18 protein-coding genes are annotated in these 17,999 nt (G+C 28.4%); 1 reads left to right on the top strand and 17 read right to left on the bottom strand.

Annotation, left to right across the window (positions count from 1 at the left end):
• Window positions 1-21: 21 nt before the first annotated feature.
• The 3 genes from ACAG39_03715 to ACAG39_03725 all read right to left on the bottom strand — a co-directional run bounded on the left by ACAG39_03715 (window position 22) and on the right by ACAG39_03725 (window position 3,650).
• Window positions 22-1,083, bottom strand: a complete 1,062-nt coding sequence (locus ACAG39_03715) for an aliphatic sulfonate ABC transporter substrate-binding protein (GenBank protein MEZ0536343.1) — start codon at window positions 1,081-1,083, stop codon at window positions 22-24.
• 151 nt (window positions 1,084-1,234) lie between these two features.
• The gene (gene hcp / locus ACAG39_03720; GenBank protein ID MEZ0536344.1) at window positions 1,235-2,884 is read right to left on the bottom strand and encodes a hydroxylamine reductase; all 1,650 of its coding nucleotides are present in this window, start codon (window positions 2,882-2,884) and stop codon (window positions 1,235-1,237) included.
• Window positions 2,885-2,930: 46 nt separating this feature from the next.
• Window positions 2,931-3,650, bottom strand: a complete 720-nt coding sequence (locus ACAG39_03725) for an ATP-binding protein (protein ID MEZ0536345.1) — start codon at window positions 3,648-3,650, stop codon at window positions 2,931-2,933.
• 101 nt (window positions 3,651-3,751) lie between these two features.
• On the opposite strand from ACAG39_03725, the gene ACAG39_03730 reads away from it, so the two are divergent.
• The gene (locus tag ACAG39_03730) at window positions 3,752-4,435 is read left to right on the top strand and encodes a Crp/Fnr family transcriptional regulator (protein ID MEZ0536346.1); all 684 of its coding nucleotides are present in this window, start codon (window positions 3,752-3,754) and stop codon (window positions 4,433-4,435) included.
• A 43-nt stretch (window positions 4,436-4,478) separates the two neighbouring features.
• Here the strand turns inward: ACAG39_03730 and ftsY are convergent, their stop codons facing one another.
• The 14 genes from ftsY to ACAG39_03800 form a co-directional block, all read right to left on the bottom strand.
• Window positions 4,479-5,381: a signal recognition particle-docking protein FtsY gene (ftsY, locus tag ACAG39_03735; protein ID MEZ0536347.1), complete on the bottom strand. Its 903-nt coding sequence runs from the start codon at window positions 5,379-5,381 to the stop codon at window positions 4,479-4,481.
• Window positions 5,382-5,396: 15 nt separating this feature from the next.
• A complete protein-coding gene (gene smc / locus ACAG39_03740; GenBank protein MEZ0536348.1) occupies window positions 5,397-8,918 on the bottom strand; it encodes a chromosome segregation protein SMC in 3,522 nt (1,173 codons plus the stop codon).
• A 123-nt stretch (window positions 8,919-9,041) separates the two neighbouring features.
• Window positions 9,042-9,302, bottom strand: coding sequence for a stage V sporulation protein S (locus ACAG39_03745; GenBank protein MEZ0536349.1), 261 nt, complete (start codon window positions 9,300-9,302; stop codon window positions 9,042-9,044).
• A gap of 101 nt (window positions 9,303-9,403) precedes the next feature.
• Complete coding sequence (gene pstA, locus ACAG39_03750; GenBank protein ID MEZ0536350.1) at window positions 9,404-10,240, bottom strand: phosphate ABC transporter permease PstA; 837 nt, start codon at window positions 10,238-10,240, stop codon at window positions 9,404-9,406.
• Window positions 10,237-11,094 (bottom strand): phosphate ABC transporter permease subunit PstC, encoded by an 858-nt coding sequence (gene pstC / locus ACAG39_03755; protein ID MEZ0536351.1) that lies wholly within the window; start codon window positions 11,092-11,094, stop codon window positions 10,237-10,239. The genes pstA and pstC overlap by 4 nt, the downstream gene beginning before the upstream one ends.
• A 12-nt stretch (window positions 11,095-11,106) precedes the next feature.
• On the bottom strand, window positions 11,107-11,928 hold the full coding sequence (locus tag ACAG39_03760; GenBank protein ID MEZ0536352.1) for a phosphate ABC transporter substrate-binding protein: 822 nt from the start codon (window positions 11,926-11,928) through the stop codon (window positions 11,107-11,109).
• A 150-nt stretch (window positions 11,929-12,078) separates the two neighbouring features.
• Entirely contained in the window at window positions 12,079-13,110 is a 1,032-nt protein-coding gene (locus tag ACAG39_03765) for an elongator complex protein 3 (GenBank protein ID MEZ0536353.1), read from the bottom strand.
• Window positions 13,100-13,774 carry a ribonuclease III gene (rnc, locus tag ACAG39_03770; GenBank protein ID MEZ0536354.1) on the bottom strand — a complete coding sequence of 225 codons (675 nt, stop codon included), beginning with the start codon at window positions 13,772-13,774 and terminating at the stop codon, window positions 13,100-13,102. Before rnc ends, ACAG39_03765 begins: the two co-directional genes overlap by 11 nt.
• Before the next feature lie 64 nt (window positions 13,775-13,838).
• A complete protein-coding gene (locus ACAG39_03775) occupies window positions 13,839-14,072 on the bottom strand; it encodes an acyl carrier protein (GenBank protein ID MEZ0536355.1) in 234 nt (77 codons plus the stop codon).
• Window positions 14,073-14,133: 61 nt separating this feature from the next.
• A complete protein-coding gene (gene plsX / locus ACAG39_03780; GenBank protein MEZ0536356.1) occupies window positions 14,134-15,132 on the bottom strand; it encodes a phosphate acyltransferase PlsX in 999 nt (332 codons plus the stop codon).
• A 27-nt stretch (window positions 15,133-15,159) separates the two neighbouring features.
• The gene (gene galU, locus ACAG39_03785; protein MEZ0536357.1) at window positions 15,160-16,080 is read right to left on the bottom strand and encodes a UTP--glucose-1-phosphate uridylyltransferase GalU; all 921 of its coding nucleotides are present in this window, start codon (window positions 16,078-16,080) and stop codon (window positions 15,160-15,162) included.
• A 107-nt stretch (window positions 16,081-16,187) separates the two neighbouring features.
• Window positions 16,188-16,487 carry a DUF1292 domain-containing protein gene (locus tag ACAG39_03790; GenBank protein ID MEZ0536358.1) on the bottom strand — a complete coding sequence of 100 codons (300 nt, stop codon included), beginning with the start codon at window positions 16,485-16,487 and terminating at the stop codon, window positions 16,188-16,190.
• Window positions 16,488-16,577: 90 nt separating this feature from the next.
• The gene (locus ACAG39_03795; GenBank protein MEZ0536359.1) at window positions 16,578-16,892 is read right to left on the bottom strand and encodes a hypothetical protein; all 315 of its coding nucleotides are present in this window, start codon (window positions 16,890-16,892) and stop codon (window positions 16,578-16,580) included.
• Window positions 16,893-16,979: 87 nt separating this feature from the next.
• Window positions 16,980-17,897 carry an NAD-dependent epimerase/dehydratase family protein gene (locus ACAG39_03800; GenBank protein MEZ0536360.1) on the bottom strand — a complete coding sequence of 306 codons (918 nt, stop codon included), beginning with the start codon at window positions 17,895-17,897 and terminating at the stop codon, window positions 16,980-16,982.
• Window positions 17,898-17,999: the final 102 nt, after the last annotated feature.

Raw genomic sequence — 17,999 nt, forward strand, 5'->3', positions numbered from 1 at the left:
CACCTCAATAGTAAATCATATTTAATCTATCGTCCCTAAGCCTTTTTCTTTAAGAATCTGGTTTAATATTGTTAAATGAAATATATTATCAATATTTGAATTTTTATCAATCACACCTATTTCAGATAATATATCTTTAAACTCTAATAATGACTTTTTTTCTGGATTATAAGTTATAATGATTCTATTTAATGAATCTTTTAAAACTTGTTGTTCAATTTCCTTTTTAGTAAGCTTTTTTATTTGGCTGTTTATTTCATTTATTGCTACATTTTTGTTTTTGTTAATATACTCTGTTGCTTCTACATGGGCTTGTAAAAATTTTTTTACAATATCAGGGTGTTTATTAATAAAATCAGTCCTTGCAATAACAACTGCTGAACTATATTTTCCATCATTAAAAATTCTATTGTAATCAAAAACAAGATTGGCATTTTCTTTGTTGATTAAAAGTGTTCCCCAAGGTTCTGGTAATAGTGCCGCATCTATTTCACCTTTACTAAATAATATTTGTACGTCAGGATTTTCTACTTGAATAATCTCTACTTTTCCACCTTTTGTAATATCTTTCATACCATTATCTTTTAGTAGATATCTTAAAAGTAGGTCTTGAGTATTTCCATATTGAGGTATTGATACTTTTTTCCCATTTAAATCTTTAATAGAATTAATTTTCACACCTTTCCTTGAAACTAAAATAGCACCTGCATCAGCTGCTCCTGCTATTATCTTTAAATCTCCATGTGATTTAATATATCCATTGATAGCTGGTATTGGTCCGATATATCCTATATCCACCTCATTTGCAAGAAATGCTTCTATCTCTGAAGAACCTGCATTAAATACTTTCCATTCAATTTTTATTTTTTTTCCAAATTGTTTTTGAAAATATTCTTTTTCTCTGCCAATAAGTGCTTGTGAATGTGTTAGATTTGCAAAATGTGCAATTCGAATTGTGTTTAAAGATTTATTATTATTTTGTAAAGCTTCTCTGTCAATTTTTATGTAAAAATAAAAAGCCAAAATAAATATTAGATTAATTATAATAGCTATTATAAGATATTTTGCTTTACTTATTCTCAATAAAAACACCTCCATTCTAATTCCTACTATTCTTATCAAAATTGTTTGTTTTTAATTTTAACATCTTAGATTTCTTTTGTCAATAACCGAATTATAAAAAAAGCGGTTATCCCTTTTTAACATTTGGGAATAACCGCTTTTTGATTCAATATTACTTATTTAAAATTTCGTTTAGGTCATTTTCTGCATTTGATATTGGTTTTATATTAAACTTTTCAACCAAAACTTGTAATACATTTGGTGATACAAAGGCTGGTAGTGATGGTCCTAAGTAGATATTCTTTATTCCAAGTGAAAGTAATGTTAGTAAAATACATACAGCCTTCTGTTCAAACCATGATAATACTAACGTGAGTGGTAGTGAATTTACATCAGTATTAAATGCCTTAGCAAGTTCAACAGCAATAACTATTGCTGAATATGCATCATTACATTGCCCGACATCCAATAATCTTGGGAATTCTCCAATTGTACCAAAGTCTTTTTTGTTGAATCTAAATTTACCGCATGCTAATGTTAAAATAAGTGTATCCTTTGGAGTTTTTTCAGCAAATTCTGTATAATAATTTCTTCCCGGTTTTGCTCCATCGCAACCACCAATTAAGAAGAAGTGTTTAATCTGTCCAGCTTTAACTGCATCTATAATCTTTCCTGCTACAGATAAAACTGTATTGTGTCCAAACCCAACAAGAATCTTTTTCTCTTCTTCATCCTCTTGCCATCCACCAAGTTCTAATGCCTTATTAATAATTGGAGTAAAATCTTTTTTACCGTTAACTTCTTCAATATGCTGAATACCTTCAAATCCAACAACACTTGTTGTGAATATTCTATCTTTATAGCTATCTCTTGGTTTTTGTAAACAGTTTGTTGTCATTAATATACAACCAGGTATTCCATCAAATTCTTTCTGCTGATCTTGCCATGCTCCACCATAGTTCCCAACCAAATGTTTATATTTTTTAAGTTCTGGATATCCATGAGCAGGTAACATTTCTCCATGAGTATAGATATTTATACCTTTCCCTTCAGTTTGCTCAAGTAACTCTTTTAAATCTTTCAAATCATGTCCTGATACAACTATAAATGGACCTTTCTTTTTTGTAGTTATAACCTCAGTTGGAACAGGATGACCGTATGCTGAAGTATTAGCCTTATCAAGTATTTCCATACATTTTAAATTTACTTGTCCAAGTTCCATGTTTAGGTTGAATAACTCATCAATAGTCAAATCTTTCTCAAGCGTTTTAGAAAGTGCTGTAAAGAAAAACTTATTAACCTGGTCATCTTGAAATCCAAGAACGTATGCATGATGAGCATATGCTGCCATACCTTTAAGACCATAGATTAATAACTCTCTTAAAGAACGAATATCTTCGTCCATCTCTTCTGCCATTATTCCTACTTTTTTGCCGTCATTAATCATATCATCTACATTACTTGGTGGTCTATAATTTACTGCCTCAGGAATAAATCCTTCAATCTTACCAACAGCAAATTTTAGTTTTTCTTTTAGCTTGTCTGCATCATTTATATAGTCTATAAAGCGGGATTCTGAAAAGTTTACGTTTGTAAGTGTTGCAAATAAGGCATCCATCATAAATTTGATAGTTTCTTGGTCAATTTCTTTGCCTTGTTTTAAAAGCTTATCACCTAAAAAGGCAATTCCTTTTAATTGATAAAGAAGCAAATCTTGTAGTGTTGCAACTCTATTATCTTTTCCGCAAACACCTACTTTAACGCATCCTTTTCCGCCAGCTGTCTGCTCACACTGATAACAAAACATTTGAGTTTCTACCATAATACATACCTCCAAAATCTTTATTCTATTTTTTTATACCACTAATTTATTTTTTTATATCACCGTTTATGGTGATTGTTACCTCATTATATGGAACAATTATTTGTGCTGTTAACATTGCATCCTTAACTATCTTTGCAATTCCACCACAGCATGGAACCTCCATCTTAAGAACAGTAATACTTTTAATATCATGGTTAGATAGAATCTCTATTAATTTTTCCCTATAATACTCTACATTATCCAATTTAGGACAACCTATAAGTGTTACTTTGTCTTTCATAAACTCATTATGAATATTTGCATAAGCAAATGCAGTACAATCAGCTGCTATTAATAAATCTGCATTATCTAAATAGCTTGCATAAGGGTTAATAAGGTTTAATTGTACAGGCCAGTTTTGAAGCTGAGATTCTAATTCTATATTTTTTTCTACTTGTTTTTCAACTTTTGGGACCTCAGATCTTTGTTCTCTTGTAATACTTATCTGTCTTGAACCTGGGCATGAAAAGCCATGAGTATTATGATGACTTTGCATTCTTTGTTCAACAAGTTCTTGATTAAATGGTTTTACATCCTCTTCAACTATGCTAATAGCACCTGTAGGACATACTGGTAAACAATTTCCAAGACCATCACAGTATTCCTCTGATATTAGTTTTGCTTTACCGTCTATAATTTGTATTGCACCTTCGTGACAAGCATTTGCACAAAGACCACAACCATTACACTTTTCTTCATCTATTTTTATTATTTTTCTTAACATTTCCGACTATCCTCCTTGATTTACTTGCAATTCTATTTTACATATTTTAAAATAAGAATGTAGTAACATATGTTACACATTAAAAAAAAGTGGTGATTTTTTTGGAGAAAATTTTGGATGGTTTAAGGAAGTGTGTTTTATTTAAAGGAATTGATATAAATAAAATTTTAGAAAATCAAAATAATTTTTTATATATAGAAAAAAGATATCAAAAAGATGAGATAATAGCTTTCGAGGATGATGAATGTTCTTCATTAGGAATTATTATAGAAGGAATTATTGAGATAAAAAAGATATCAGCATCTGGCAAATCATATCTTATAACAACATTACACGAAGGAGATATCTTTGGAGAGGCTTTGATTTTTTCTAATAATAATAGATATCCTGCAACAATTTTTGCAGCAACTAATTGCTCAATTGTTTTCATATCAAAAGAATCAATAATAAAGTTATGTAAAACAGATTCAAAATTTATTGAAAACTTTGCAAATCAGTTATCAAATAGAATTTTGATGCTTAATAAAAAAATAAAGGAGTTATCATTAGATACATTAAGAATAAAACTTCTTGACTTAATATATAAAGAGTATGAAAAAACAAATTCACTTTCAATTAAATTAAATACTTCAAAAAAGATTTTAGCTGAAAAATTAGGAGTGCAAAGGCCTTCTTTATCACGAGAGCTAATAAATCTTAAAAAAGAAGGTATAATTGATTTTGATAAGGATATTATTGTTATAAAGGATATTGAAGCAATTGAGGATGAGTTATTTAATATATAAAAAGTAGCCTTGCATTGTAGCAAGACTACTTTTTATTTCTATTTTACCCAAATAGTGCCTCTACAAATTCTTTTGGATCAAACTCTTGTAAGTCGTCAATACCTTCGCCAACACCTATAAATTTAACTGGAACCTTCATTTCATTTGATATTGCTATAACTATTCCACCTTTTGCTGTTCCATCAAGCTTGGTTAACACAATACCAGAAATTCCAACTGCATTATTAAATTCTTTAGCTTGAATAAGACCATTTTGACCTGTTGTTGCATCTATAACTAATAGTGTTTCTAGTGTTGCATCTGGAAGCTCTCTTTTTATTACCCTATCTATCTTCTTTAACTCCTCAATTAGATTTTTCTTAGTATGAAGCCTACCTGCTGTATCAATTATCAAAACATCATGTTTTTTGGCTTTTAAGCTTTGAATTGCATCAAATACAACTGCTGCAGGATCAGCTCCTTCAGCGTGTTTTATAATCTCGCAGTTTGCTCTTTTTGCCCAGATATCAAGCTGTTCAGCTGCAGCGGCTCTAAATGTATCTGCTGCAGCAATTATAACCTTTTTACCTTGATTTCTGAGCTTTGTAGCTATTTTCCCAATTGTTGTTGTCTTACCAACACCATTTACACCAACCATAAAAATAACAAGAGGCCAACCTTTTTTTAAACTTTCCTTTTCACCAATAATATTTGCTATCTCTTTTTTTAATTGTTCTTTTAATTCTTCAGATTCGGTTAATTTTAATGATTTTGCTTTGTCTTTTAAATCATCAATAATTCTTTGCGTTGTAGTAATTCCTACATCAGCCATAATAAGTATTTCTTCTAATTCTTCAAAAAGTTCATCATCAATTTTTCTAAATGATTTAAATAAATTATCTACCTTTTCAGTAATATTCTTTCTTGTTTTCTGAAGTCCCTCTTTCAATCTGTCAAATAAACCCATTAATAATCATCCTTTCTATTTTATGTTATGCATATCTATAGATAATATTTTTGATATCCCTTGTTCTTCCATAGTAACCCCATACATTAAATCTGCTATCTCCATGGTTGGTTTTCTGTGAGTTACAATAATAACCTGTCCCTGGCTATAAGTGTCTTTAATAAATCTTGCAAATCTCTGAACATTAACCTCATCTAAACTTGAATCAATCTCATCTAATATGCATAATGAAGAACCTTTGAAAATTAAAAAAGAAAACAATAAAGCAATAGCAGTTAAGGCTTTTTCTCCTCCTGATAATAAACTTAATGTCTGGGTTTTTTTACCTGGTGGTTTTGCTTCAATCTCAACGCCAAACTGTTCATTTTCCTTAACCAGTTTTAAGTTGCAATATCCACCGTTAAAAAGTGCTGCAAAAGTTTCTTCAAAAAGCAGTTTAAGTTTTTCAAAATTAGCTAAAAATATATTGTGCATATTCTTATCTAATTGATCAATCAACTTTAGTAATTCATCTTTTGTTTTACTTAAATCTTTTATTTGGTCATTCAAAAAATTAATTCGTTCAGTTAGTTTTTGATATTGGTCAATTGTTCCAAGATTGACTTGGCCAAGTTTTTCTATGTCTTCTTTTATCTTTATTAGTTCTTGCTCGTAATTTTCATTCCATGTTACAGCTTCTTTTGAAATTGATTCATTTGTTTTTTCTAAATACTTTTCTTTTATATAATCTATTTGAGAGTTCAATTCAACTTCTTTAATTTTTAATCTATTTAGATTGCTTTCTAACTGATCTTTGACTTTGTTAATTTCAAAAACTTCTTTTTCTTTTTCTTTTAAAACTTTTTCATTTTCTGTTAGTAAAAGGTTAATTTCATCTCTTTGCTTCCGTATTTCTTTAAATTTAATTGAAAAACTTTCATATTCATCTTGAAGAACAACAATTTGATTATTTATTAAATCTATCTTTTTATTAGACTCAATATATTCATTTTTTTTATTTGAAATATTTTGTGATAATGATTCTATTACTTCTTCAATATTTTTAATTTTTTCATGTAATAGCTTAATATCCATTTCAATATTATTTTTTTGTTCTATTTCCTCATTATATTTATTTTGAAACATTTCTAATTGATTTTTATTTTCTGAAATTTGATTTTTAAGGATTAGTATATCACTTTCAGCTTTTTTAGAATTTTCATTTAAATTTAATAATATTTTTTGGCATTCATTTATCTCTTTTTCCAATTCCTCTTTTTGACTGAACATAAACCTTTTTTCATTTTCTAATCTTTTTATCTTTTGATTTATCTGGGCTTTTTTAAATAGCTGCATTTCATATTGATTCTCTAATTTAGAAATATCTGAATTTATGTTCTCAATATCTAATTTCAAATTCTCTAAATTCAAGATAAAACTTTTTTTATTTTCTTCAATTTCAATTTTTTTATTTTCAAAATTTTCAATAAATTGTTTTAGATTGTCAATATCTGATTTTAATTCTTCAATTTCTATCTTTCGAGATAATATTGATGAGTCAAATTTTTTCTCACCACCACTAAATATGCCACCAGGATTGATTACTTCACCTGATAATGTTACGCATTTATATTTATAGTTGTTGCTTTTTTCAAAATTAATAGCATTATCAATGTTATCAAAAACTAAAATTTTACCAATCAATAAAGTTATAACCTTTTTGAAATTCTCATCAATCTGAACAAATTTGTCTGCAAACCCAAGAAACCCTTTTGCTTTTATATTATATTTAGCTTGATTTTCTTCAACAGCATTTATTGGTATAATTGTTACTCTCCCTAGCTTTTCATTACGTGCCAAATCAATTATTTTCTTAGCATCTTCTTCTTTTTCAACAACTAAATCCTGAATACTTGATCCTAAACTCACTTCTACACATTTTAAGTACTCTTTTTTTACAGATATCAAAGAACCAACTGTTCCATAAAAGGTAACGTTAAGGTCCTTAATTCTTTTGTAGATATCTTTTATAGTTTTATTATATCCTTCAAATGAATTTTCCATATTGTTTAATAGCTTATATTTTTCTTGCTTTTGAATAAGGTTACTAGAAGCTTTTTTTATCTCATCATTAATCTTATTAAGACTATTTTCCAATTCATCTATGTATTGTTTTATCTCATTTAATTGTTGTTTTTTCTGCAATAAAGTATCCAACAAAGTTTGCTTTTTATTATTTGTATTTGTAATTTCTTTATCAATGTTATTTAACTCATTATAATCAGAATCTATCTCTTTATCAATCTCAGATAATCTTTTTATTAACTGTTCAAGTAGTTTTTTATGATTTTGAATCTTTTGTTGATTTTTTTCTATGTTATTTAATATCTCAATTAATTCAATCTCTTTATTGTAACAGTCATCTTCTAATTTACTAACATATTCCATTTGAGTTTTAAACTTTGATTCGTATTCTTTTACACTTTTTATTAATTGTAAAAATATATTATTCTTTAATTCAAAATCATCATTAAATTTCTGTTTTTGCTCTATCTTTTGCTTTATTTCGTTTTCAAGATTTTCAATCTCGTTTTTTAAGATATTATTGTTTTGTGTTATTATATTTAATTCATTTGTTTGGATTTTTATCTTTGAATTTAAGTTATTAATAACCTCCTTTAATTCAGAGTATCTATTTTCAATATCATTTTTTTCTAACATTATGTTCTCTAACTTGTTGCTTCTATTACTAATATCTTCTTTATAAGTTTGTAACTTATTATAAATATCATTTAGATCATTTTCAACTTTTGATATTTCATCTAAGAGCTGTTCAAGTTCTAAAGATAAATTATAATAACTATATTTTAACTTTTGTTTAAATAGATTATCATAACTATTTTTGTATTCAATAAATATTTCTGCTTTTTGCTTTTCTGGTTCTATATCATTTTTTTGAAGTTCTATTTCATTAATAAGGTCTTCTATTCTTTGTATATTCTCATTGGTATTTTTAAGTTTTTTCTCTGTTTCTTCTTTTCTAAACTTATACCTTGTAACACCACAAGCCTCTTCAAAAATTTTAAACCTATCAATACTTCTTGCATTAATAATTTCATCAACTTTTCCTTGACTAATTATTGAAAACCCATCTTTGCCAAGACCAGAATCAAATAAAACCTCATAGATATCTTTAAGCCGGCAAGCTGATTTATTTAAAAAATACTCATTTTCACCATTTCTAAAAGCCCTTCTAGTAATTACAACTTCATCAAAATCAATATTAAGTAGTTTGTCAGAATTATCAATGCATACTGAGACCTCAGCAAAGCCAAGGGGTTTTCTTTTTTCTGAACCGGCAAAGATAATTTCTTCCATTTTTGAAAGTCTCAAATTCTTTATGCTTTGTTCACCTAAAACCCATTTTATTGCATCAGTTATATTGCTTTTCCCACTACCATTAGGGCCAACTATTGCCATAATTCCTTTATTAAAATCAATCTTTGTCTTTTCATAAAATGATTTAAAACCATAAATTTCTATCCATTTTATGTACATAAATGCTTCCTCCAAGAAAAATGAAACAGTAAATATTTTAACAGAAATTTATGATAAATTCTATAAATAAAAAAGCAGGCAGTTAAATTCATCAAAACTACCTGCTTTAAGTTTAGTTTAATTTTACCTTGCTTGAACAATAAATTTTATTGCTGTTCTTTCTTCATCCTCAATTTTAATCTCAGAAAAAGCTGGAATAACAACTAAATCAATACCATTTGGAGCAACCTTACCTCTTGCAATTGCAATTGCTTTTACAGCTTGGTTAACTGCACCTGCACCAACAGCTTGAAGTTCAGCACTTCTTTTTTCTTTAATAACAGCAGTTAATGCACCTGCAACCTTTTGTGGTTTGGAATTAGCAGCAACTTTTAGAACTTCCATACTTTTCTTAACCTCCTGTAAATAATGATATGAAATTTTCTACATTACATAAATATATAATTCAACACAAAGAAAAAAATTCCTTCTTTTCTGAATAAAAATTATCTCATATTAAATCTGTTAATTCTATTTGAAATATAGTTTGCACCAAAGTTAATTACAAGAATAAGTATAATAAGTAATGTTGCTGTTGCATAAGCATTACCTTTTGAAATACCTTCTGAGGCTAAAATATATAAGTGCACTGACATTGTTCTTGTTGCACTAAAAATATCTGCAGGAAGGTTCAAAGAACTACCAGCAGTCAATAATACTGCAGCAGTTTCACCGATAGCTCTCCCAAGTCCAAGTATTATCCCTGTTATTATACCAGGTATTGCTGATGGAATAACAATTTTAACAATAGTTTGCCATTTTGATGCTCCAAGTGATAGGCTTCCTTCTCTATAAGACAATGGTACTGTTTTAATTGCTTCCTCTGATGTTCTTATTATAGTGGGCAAAATCATTATTGATAATGTTAATGCACCTGAGAGTATTGACCATCTAAAACCTAAGAATATTACAAAAAATGAAAATCCAAATAAGCCATATATAATTGAAGGTATACCTGCTAAAGTTTCTGTTCCAAATCTAATAAAAGATAATATTTTACCCTTTTTAGCGTATTCAGTAAGATATAAAGCAGATAAAACACCAATTGGTGTCGAAATCAATACTGCTAATATTGTTACATATATTGTGCCAATTATTACTGGGAATATACCACCACTTTTACCCATTTCCTCTGGAAAATCAGTTATAAATGAAAGGCTTAAGCTTCCCAGTCCATTTTTAAGTATATGAAATAATATTGTGACTAATAAGAAAATTGTTAATATTGAAAAGAAAACTATAATAGAAAATGCTATACCTTGTTTTATTTTTGCAGTTTTCATTTTATTTCACCTGCTTTTTTAGAGAATACCAATGCTATTGAGTTTAAAATAATAATCACAATAAATAAGACAATCCCTGTTGCAAATAATGCTTTTGCGTGATCTCCACTCGCATATCCCATCTCTATTGCTATATTCCCTGTTAATGTTCTTACTTGGTCAAATATACTGTTTGGTATTTTTGGACTATTACCACTGACCATAATCACTGCCATAGTTTCTCCGATTGCTCTTCCCATTCCAAGTACAATAGATGTAAAAATACCAGACTTTGCAGCAGGTAAAATTACTTTAATTATAGATTGCCAATGGTTTGCACCAAGTGCAAGTGAACCTTCTTTGTATTCCTTGGGAACTGACCTTAGGGATACTTCAGATATATTTATAATTGTTGGAAGTATCATTATCCCCAATATTATTGATGATGTTAAAATACTAAAACCAGATCCACCAAAACTTTCTCTAATAATGGGAACTAATACCATAAGCCCATAAAATCCATAAACAACAGATGGTATCCCTGCTAAAAGCTCAATAAACGGCCTTATAAGTTTTGATACTCTTTTGTTTGCTAATTCAGATAAAAAAATAGCTGTTGCAAGCCCAATAGGAACTCCAATAATAAGTGCACCAATGGTTACAGTTAATGTTCCTATTATCATTGAAAATATGCCAAAAGTCCCTGATAGTGGTGCCCACTTTTCACCTAAAAGAAATTTTAAAATTCCATATTTTAAAAGAACCCCGCTGCCTTCTTTAAAAATAAAGATTGTAATTAATATAACACTTAGTATTGAAATAAATGCACAAATTAATAGTATATATTTAATTGCATTTTCATATCCTTTTTTCATGAATAACCCCTCTTATTTAACTTTTATATAATGATGTTTTTCAACAATTGATTGACCTTCACTACTTAAAGCAAAATCAATAAAATCTTTCACAACACCACTTGGTTCTTTATTTGTTAAGAATAAAAATGGTCTTTGTATCTTATATATTTTATTTTTAATATTTTCTTCAGTTGGCATAACATTCTCTACTGATACTACCTTAATTGAATTATCTAAAACCCCAACCGAAATATATCCAATAGCATTCTTATCTTGTGATACAGTTTGTTTAACAGAGCCTGTAGCTGGCTGAACAACTGCACTATCAATTATAGGTTTTTTATCCATAACAAGCTCTTCAAATGCTCCTCTTGTACCAGAACCTTCTTCTCTTGTAACAACAGTAATCTTTGCATCATTCCCGCCTAACTCTTTCCAGTTAGTAATCTTACCAGTATATATGTCCCTTATCTGTGAAACGGTGAGGTTATTAATTTTATTATCTGGATGAACAACAATAGCTATTCCATCAATAGCAATCTCATATTGGTGTAATCCTTTTTCATCAGCTTTTAACTCCCTTGATGATGTTCCAATATCAGCTATTCCATCCTTTGCTGATTTAATCCCTACTGAAGACCCTCCACCTTGGACCTGAATTTGAACCTGAGGGTTTTTATCCATATAGCTTTTTGCAAGCTCATCTGCAAGTGGTTGAACAGAAGTAGAACCTGCTATTGTTATTATATTTTTACTTGTATTTCCTTCTTTAATTCTTTTTTGACATCCAGAAAATGAAATTAAAAGTACAGATATAATAAGCATTAAAATGATAAGCTTTATTTTTCTCAATTTTATACACCCCTTAATATATTTATTACTTTTATATTTTTAGTCTAAATGTTTAATGTTAAACTAAAATAAAGACTATGTTAAATCTATGTTAAAAAAAGAGCCTTGAACTTGCATATCAAGGCTCAGAAAAATATTTTTTATTTAAATCTATAAATTATTTATATAAATTTCATAAGGTTTATAATTAAAACTATTAATTACAATTTTTTCAATGTTAATAGTTTCGTTCTGTATAACTTTCACAATAATATTTTTCTGACTTTTAAATCTATATATGTTACACTTATTGATTCCAATAATTTTAGAAATGTTTTTTGTGTGGCTATAAATTTCAATATAATCTGTATTAATCCCTTTTTCTTCAATTGAATTAATTATAATATTATAAATTATCTCTGAATCTACAAGTTCACCAAAAGCAGGATGGAATGGACCTGCAATCACATCTTTATCACAATTAATCTCATCAGTTGCTTGAAGCCCTGTTCTTATTACTTTTACATTATTTAATATAAATTCTAATTTCATTTTTGCTGAAATATATATTGCATCTTCTAAATCAAGAGGCTTATATTTTCCCTCTTTGAACATCTTTTCAAGATAGGTATCTTTTATTACAAGAGTAGGATAAATACGTGCAATATCTGGTTTATATTTAACTACTTTCCTAACTGTTTCAATATCCTTTTCAAAATTGCTTTGAGGCAAACCTGCCATAACTTGAACTCCAAGTATAAAGTCAAATTCTTTAATAAGTTCCATTGCCTTTATATTATCATTGGAAGTATGTCCTCTATTGCATGCCATAAGCACTTCATCAAACATACTTTGTATTCCAAGCTCTATTGTTTTTACATTATATTCTTTTAAAAAGTATAATATTTCTTTATTTATGCAATCTGGTCTTGTTGATATTCTGATGCTTTTAACATTTCCAAAAGAGTTTGCAATTTCAAGAAATCTTTTTTGATAAAAAATATCAATGGCTGTAAAATTCCCTCCATAAAATGCTACTTCAACACTACCATTATTTACTTCTATTCCTTCTTTGATTTGGTTTGTAATTCTCTCAAATGTAATTTCATTTTTTTCACCAGATATTATATGTTGATTGCAAAAAATGCATTGAAAAGGACATCCCATTTGTGGTATGAAAATAGGAATTATTCTATGCTTCATTTTGTCCACCTTCTAACTTTAAAAGAGCCTGTTTTGCTGCTTCTTGTTCAGCATCTTTCTTTTTTGTTCCATTTCCTTTTCCATATAATTTGTTATCAATATATACTTCTGACAAAAATCTTTTTTCATCTTTTTTATCCTTAATTGTGTTATAAATAACCTGCCCTAACTTAAATTTTTGAACATGTTCTTGAAGCTTTGTTTTATAGTCATAATACATTGTTCCATTTGCAGCAAGCTCAATTATTTGAGATAAATTATCAAGAACAAATTTTTTAGCAAAATCATATCCACCATCAATATAAATAGCTCCAACAATAGCTTCAAAAATATCTGATAATATGGATTTATTAGAAGCTATATCAGTACTATTGTCATTTTTATTATAAATCAAATATTTATCAAAATTTAATTTTCGAGAAACCTTATAAAGCGAGTCCTTACATACAATAATAGCTCTCATTTTTGTAAGGCTACCTTCACTTAATTGATATTTTTCAAAAAGGTGATGGCTAATAATAAGTTCCAAAACTGCGTCACCTAAAAACTCTAATCTTTCATAACAGTCAATATCATCTTGTGTAAATGATTTATGTGTAAGTGCTCTTTTTAAAATATCTTTATTCTTAAAGCTATAGCTTATTTTTTTTTCTAAATCTTTCATAAATATCACTCCAAAAAATATTACCCCTTTTATATTTTTAGTATATAAAAGGGGTAAAGTCAAATTATTTTACACTATCAATATACCTTACAGCATCTCCAACTGTTTTAATCTTTTCAACCTCTTCATCAGGAATCTCTAAATCAAATTCCTCCTCAAACTGCATAATAAGCTCAACAAGATCTAATGAATCAGCACCTAAATCTTTTATAAAAGATGAATTCTCAGTAATACTCTCCTCATCAATGTTTAATTTGTCAGCAATTAGACTTCTTACCTTTGAAAAAGTATCGCTCATATTTACACCTCCAAATATATATCGAAATCCATAATATTACAAAATTATTATATAGTCAACCCTATTTATTTTCAATAATTACATTTTCTTTTATTGTATCTATAACTTTCTTTTCATAGAATTCAACAGCTTGTTTGATTCCATTATATATAGCCTTGGCATCTGAACTACCATGGCATTTAAAAACAACGCCATCAATACCTAAAAGTGGAGCTCCACCAACCTCATGATAATCATATTTCTGTTTAAGCAATTTTAGCTTTGGCTTTAAGAGTAACCCTGCAATTTTTGATTTAAAGTCTTGCATTGCTATCTCTTTTAAGGTATCAAAAAACATAAGTCCCATGCCTTCCATAAGTTTAAGAGCAATGTTTCCAACAAATCCATCACAAACAACTATATCAGCTACTTTATATGGGATATCCCTTGCTTCAACATTGCCTATGAAATTTATTCCTTTAGTTTCTTTAAGCATTTTATGCGTTGTTTTTATAAGTTCATTACCTTTTTCTTCTTCAGTCCCAATATTTAAAAGACCTACTGTAGGATTCTTAACATTTAATACCTTTTCCATATAAATAGATGACATATAAGCAAACTGAACTAGATTAATTGGTTTACAATCTGCATTAGAGCCTGCATCAATCAATATAAACTTGCCATTTTTCGCAGGAATTAATGTAAGCAATGCTGGTCTGTCTATACCTTTTATTCTACCCACAATAAGTGTTGCTCCTGCTAGCAAAGCTCCAGTATTGCCTGCCGATATAAATGCATCAATTTTATTGTTTTTTAGGTACTGAAAGCCTTTAACAATAGAAGAATTTTTCTTAGTTCTAATTGCTTTTACAGGTTCATCATTAAAGTCAATTACTTCTGGGCAATCAATTAACTCTATATTTGTGTATTCCTTTATATTAATTTCTCCATTATTTATTGCTTCAGTTTTGCCAAATAAAAAAAGTTGGTGAGTCGTATTTTTGTTAATAAACTCAATAGCACCTTTTATTATCTCATGAGGAGCATTATCTCCACCCATTGCATCAATTCCGATTCTCATAATCTTACACCTCGAAATATGTTTAATCTATTCAACATTAAGAGCTTTTTCAAGTTCTTTTATTTTTTGTTTGTAATTCTTACCATCAATAAGTGAAACTAAATAGTTTTCAAAATCAGGACCAATATCAGTCCTGCTTAATGCAATCTCAACAGTTGCTTGTAAAAATCCTAATTTATTCCCAACATCGTATCTTTTACCTTTAAATTCATATGCATACATTGCTTCTTTTTTCGAAAGTTCCTTAAGTGCATCAGTAAGCTGTATTTCACCACCAACACCAGCACTTGTATTAGAAAGAATATTAATAATTTCTGGAGTAATAATGTATCTTCCCAAAACAGCTATATTTGATGGTGCCTCAGTAACTGATGGCTTTTCAATTAAATCCTTAACTTTATAAATTCTATCTTCAATCTGTTTACCAGCAACAATACCATATTTACTAACATCTTCCTGAGGAACTTGCTGAACACCTAAAATTGTTGTCCTATATTCCTCATACACTTTTATTAATTGCTTTAAACATGGCTCTTCAGAAATGATTATATCGTCACCAAGCAATACTGCAAATGGTTCATCATCAATAAATAGCCTTGCACAAAATATTGCATCACCTAAACCTCTTGGCTCTTTTTGACGTATGTAATGAACATTGTAATCTGAAATTTTCTGTATCATATCTAAGCTTAAATTATCACCTTTTTTTGACAATACTTCTTCAAGCTCTAATGATTTGTCAAAATGATCTTCAATTGCTCTTTTACCCCTACCTGTTACTATTAAAATACTTTCAATTCCTGAAGACAGAGCTTCTTCAACTATATATTGAATTGTTGGTTTATCTACAATTGGTAACATTTCTTTTGGTTGTGCTTTAGTAGCTGGCAAAAAACGTGTACCCAATCCTGCAGCAGGAATAATAGCTTTTTTTACTAAGTTCTTCATGCCAAGCACCTCTTTATTTAGTTATGTTACTTTTTAAATATTATACCATTTATTTATTTAATTTTACAAAAAATAAAGCACGTTTTTAAAACGTGCTTTATTTTCAATTATTCATCATCTTCTACATCAAAATCATCATCTTCTTCAAGATGTTGTTGGAATATTTCAAAAACTTCTTCTAATTCGTTTTCATCATCTATACCAACGTAAACCTCTTCTCCATCTCTATCTTCAATTCTAAGAATAACAACCTCTGCCTCTTCTTCTTCGCCTTTTTCCATTTCTTCTACTGGTAATAATACTATATAATCGTTACCTTCGTAGTTAACTCTATCAAGCATTTCAAAGTTAACTTCTTTTCCATCCTCATCAACTAATGTTATAACATTATCAGAAAACATATCCATATTTTTCACCTCATCAATAAATATAGCTTATTTTATTATACTACTCATCATTTGTCAACCTTTTTATATAAGGCATAATATCATCATTTATTATCCCCAAAAAATCTCGTCATAACCCTCTTTTTCTTCTTTTGGAGCTTCATAAAAATCAAGATAACATTCTTTTTTATTTTCAAGATTAATAAAAGTCATTCTAAACATAAAATCACTATGTTCTTCTTTATTAACAGCTTCTGTATCTTTAATATCATTTTTTAAAGCAAGCCCAAAATCTTTTAAATCTTTTATAACTTCTTCTACTTCATCAGGAATATCAATATCTATTTCAGGTATTTGTCCCGATTTCATTAAGGCTGCAACATCTTTTATTTCACCTGTTTGATATCTAAATCCTCTATTTATCAAATCTTTTTCTCCTTTCTGCTAAATGAGATTATAATGAAAACTTTAAATAATTATAATTACACCAAAGAATATACCCATGAAACAATTTTAATAAACATTAGATTTGAAAAAGTTGATTGTTTTTTGTAAGCCTTCAACAATAGTATATTTAGGTTCCCAAATAAGATTTTTCAATATTTCTTTATTATTTAGTCTTGAATGTTTTATGTCACCTAAACGTTCCTTTTCATATATAGGCATCTTTTTATAATCTGATAAAATTGCCATTTGTTTGAATAAATTATTAATAGAAATAGAATTATCAGTGCTTACATTAAATACTCCATTTTCACTGTATTCTAATGCTAATACATTGGCATTTGCAACATCCTCAACATAAACAAAATCTCTTGTTTGACTGCCATCACCATATATTATTACATCTTTATTATTGATCATTCTTTCAGAGAATATTGCAATAACTCCACCTTCTCCAAATGGGTCTTGCCTTGGACCATAAACATTTGCATAACGTAAGATTACATACCTAATATTATATGATTGTGCAAATACCTTTATATACATCTCTGGAGTATATTTTGATATTCCATAGAATGATTCTGGATTTATTGGATGAGTTTCATCTATTGGAAGATATTGTGGTGTTCCATAAATAGCTGCTGATGAAGCATAAACAATCTTTTTTACATTATATTTTTTACATAAATTCAATATATTTAATGTTCCAAGTATGTTGGACTCTAAGTCTAATTTTGAATCTTCCATAGATCTTGAAACACTTGTTTGAGCAGCTTGATGTATTACTGCATCAAATTTATTTTCTTCAAATACATATTCTAAATTATTTTTCAAATCATCTTTATAAAATCTTGCATTTCTATTAAGGTTATCTATCTTCCCAGTAGAAAGATTATCAATTACGCATACATTATGATTTAGTTCAATTAACTTATCAACTATATGAGAACCAATAAATCCAGCCCCGCCAGTCACTAATATATTCATAGTCAATTTCACCCTCAATTTCTTTTGCAATTTTTTTTACTTTCAGTATATATCTATTTTTTATATTTTTCAATTTTTTTGGTATAATTGTTTTATAAGCTA

This window comes from Caldicellulosiruptoraceae bacterium PP1, from assembly GCA_041320695.1.
Lineage (GTDB): Bacteria > Bacillota > Thermoanaerobacteria > Caldicellulosiruptorales > Caldicellulosiruptoraceae > JBGGOQ01.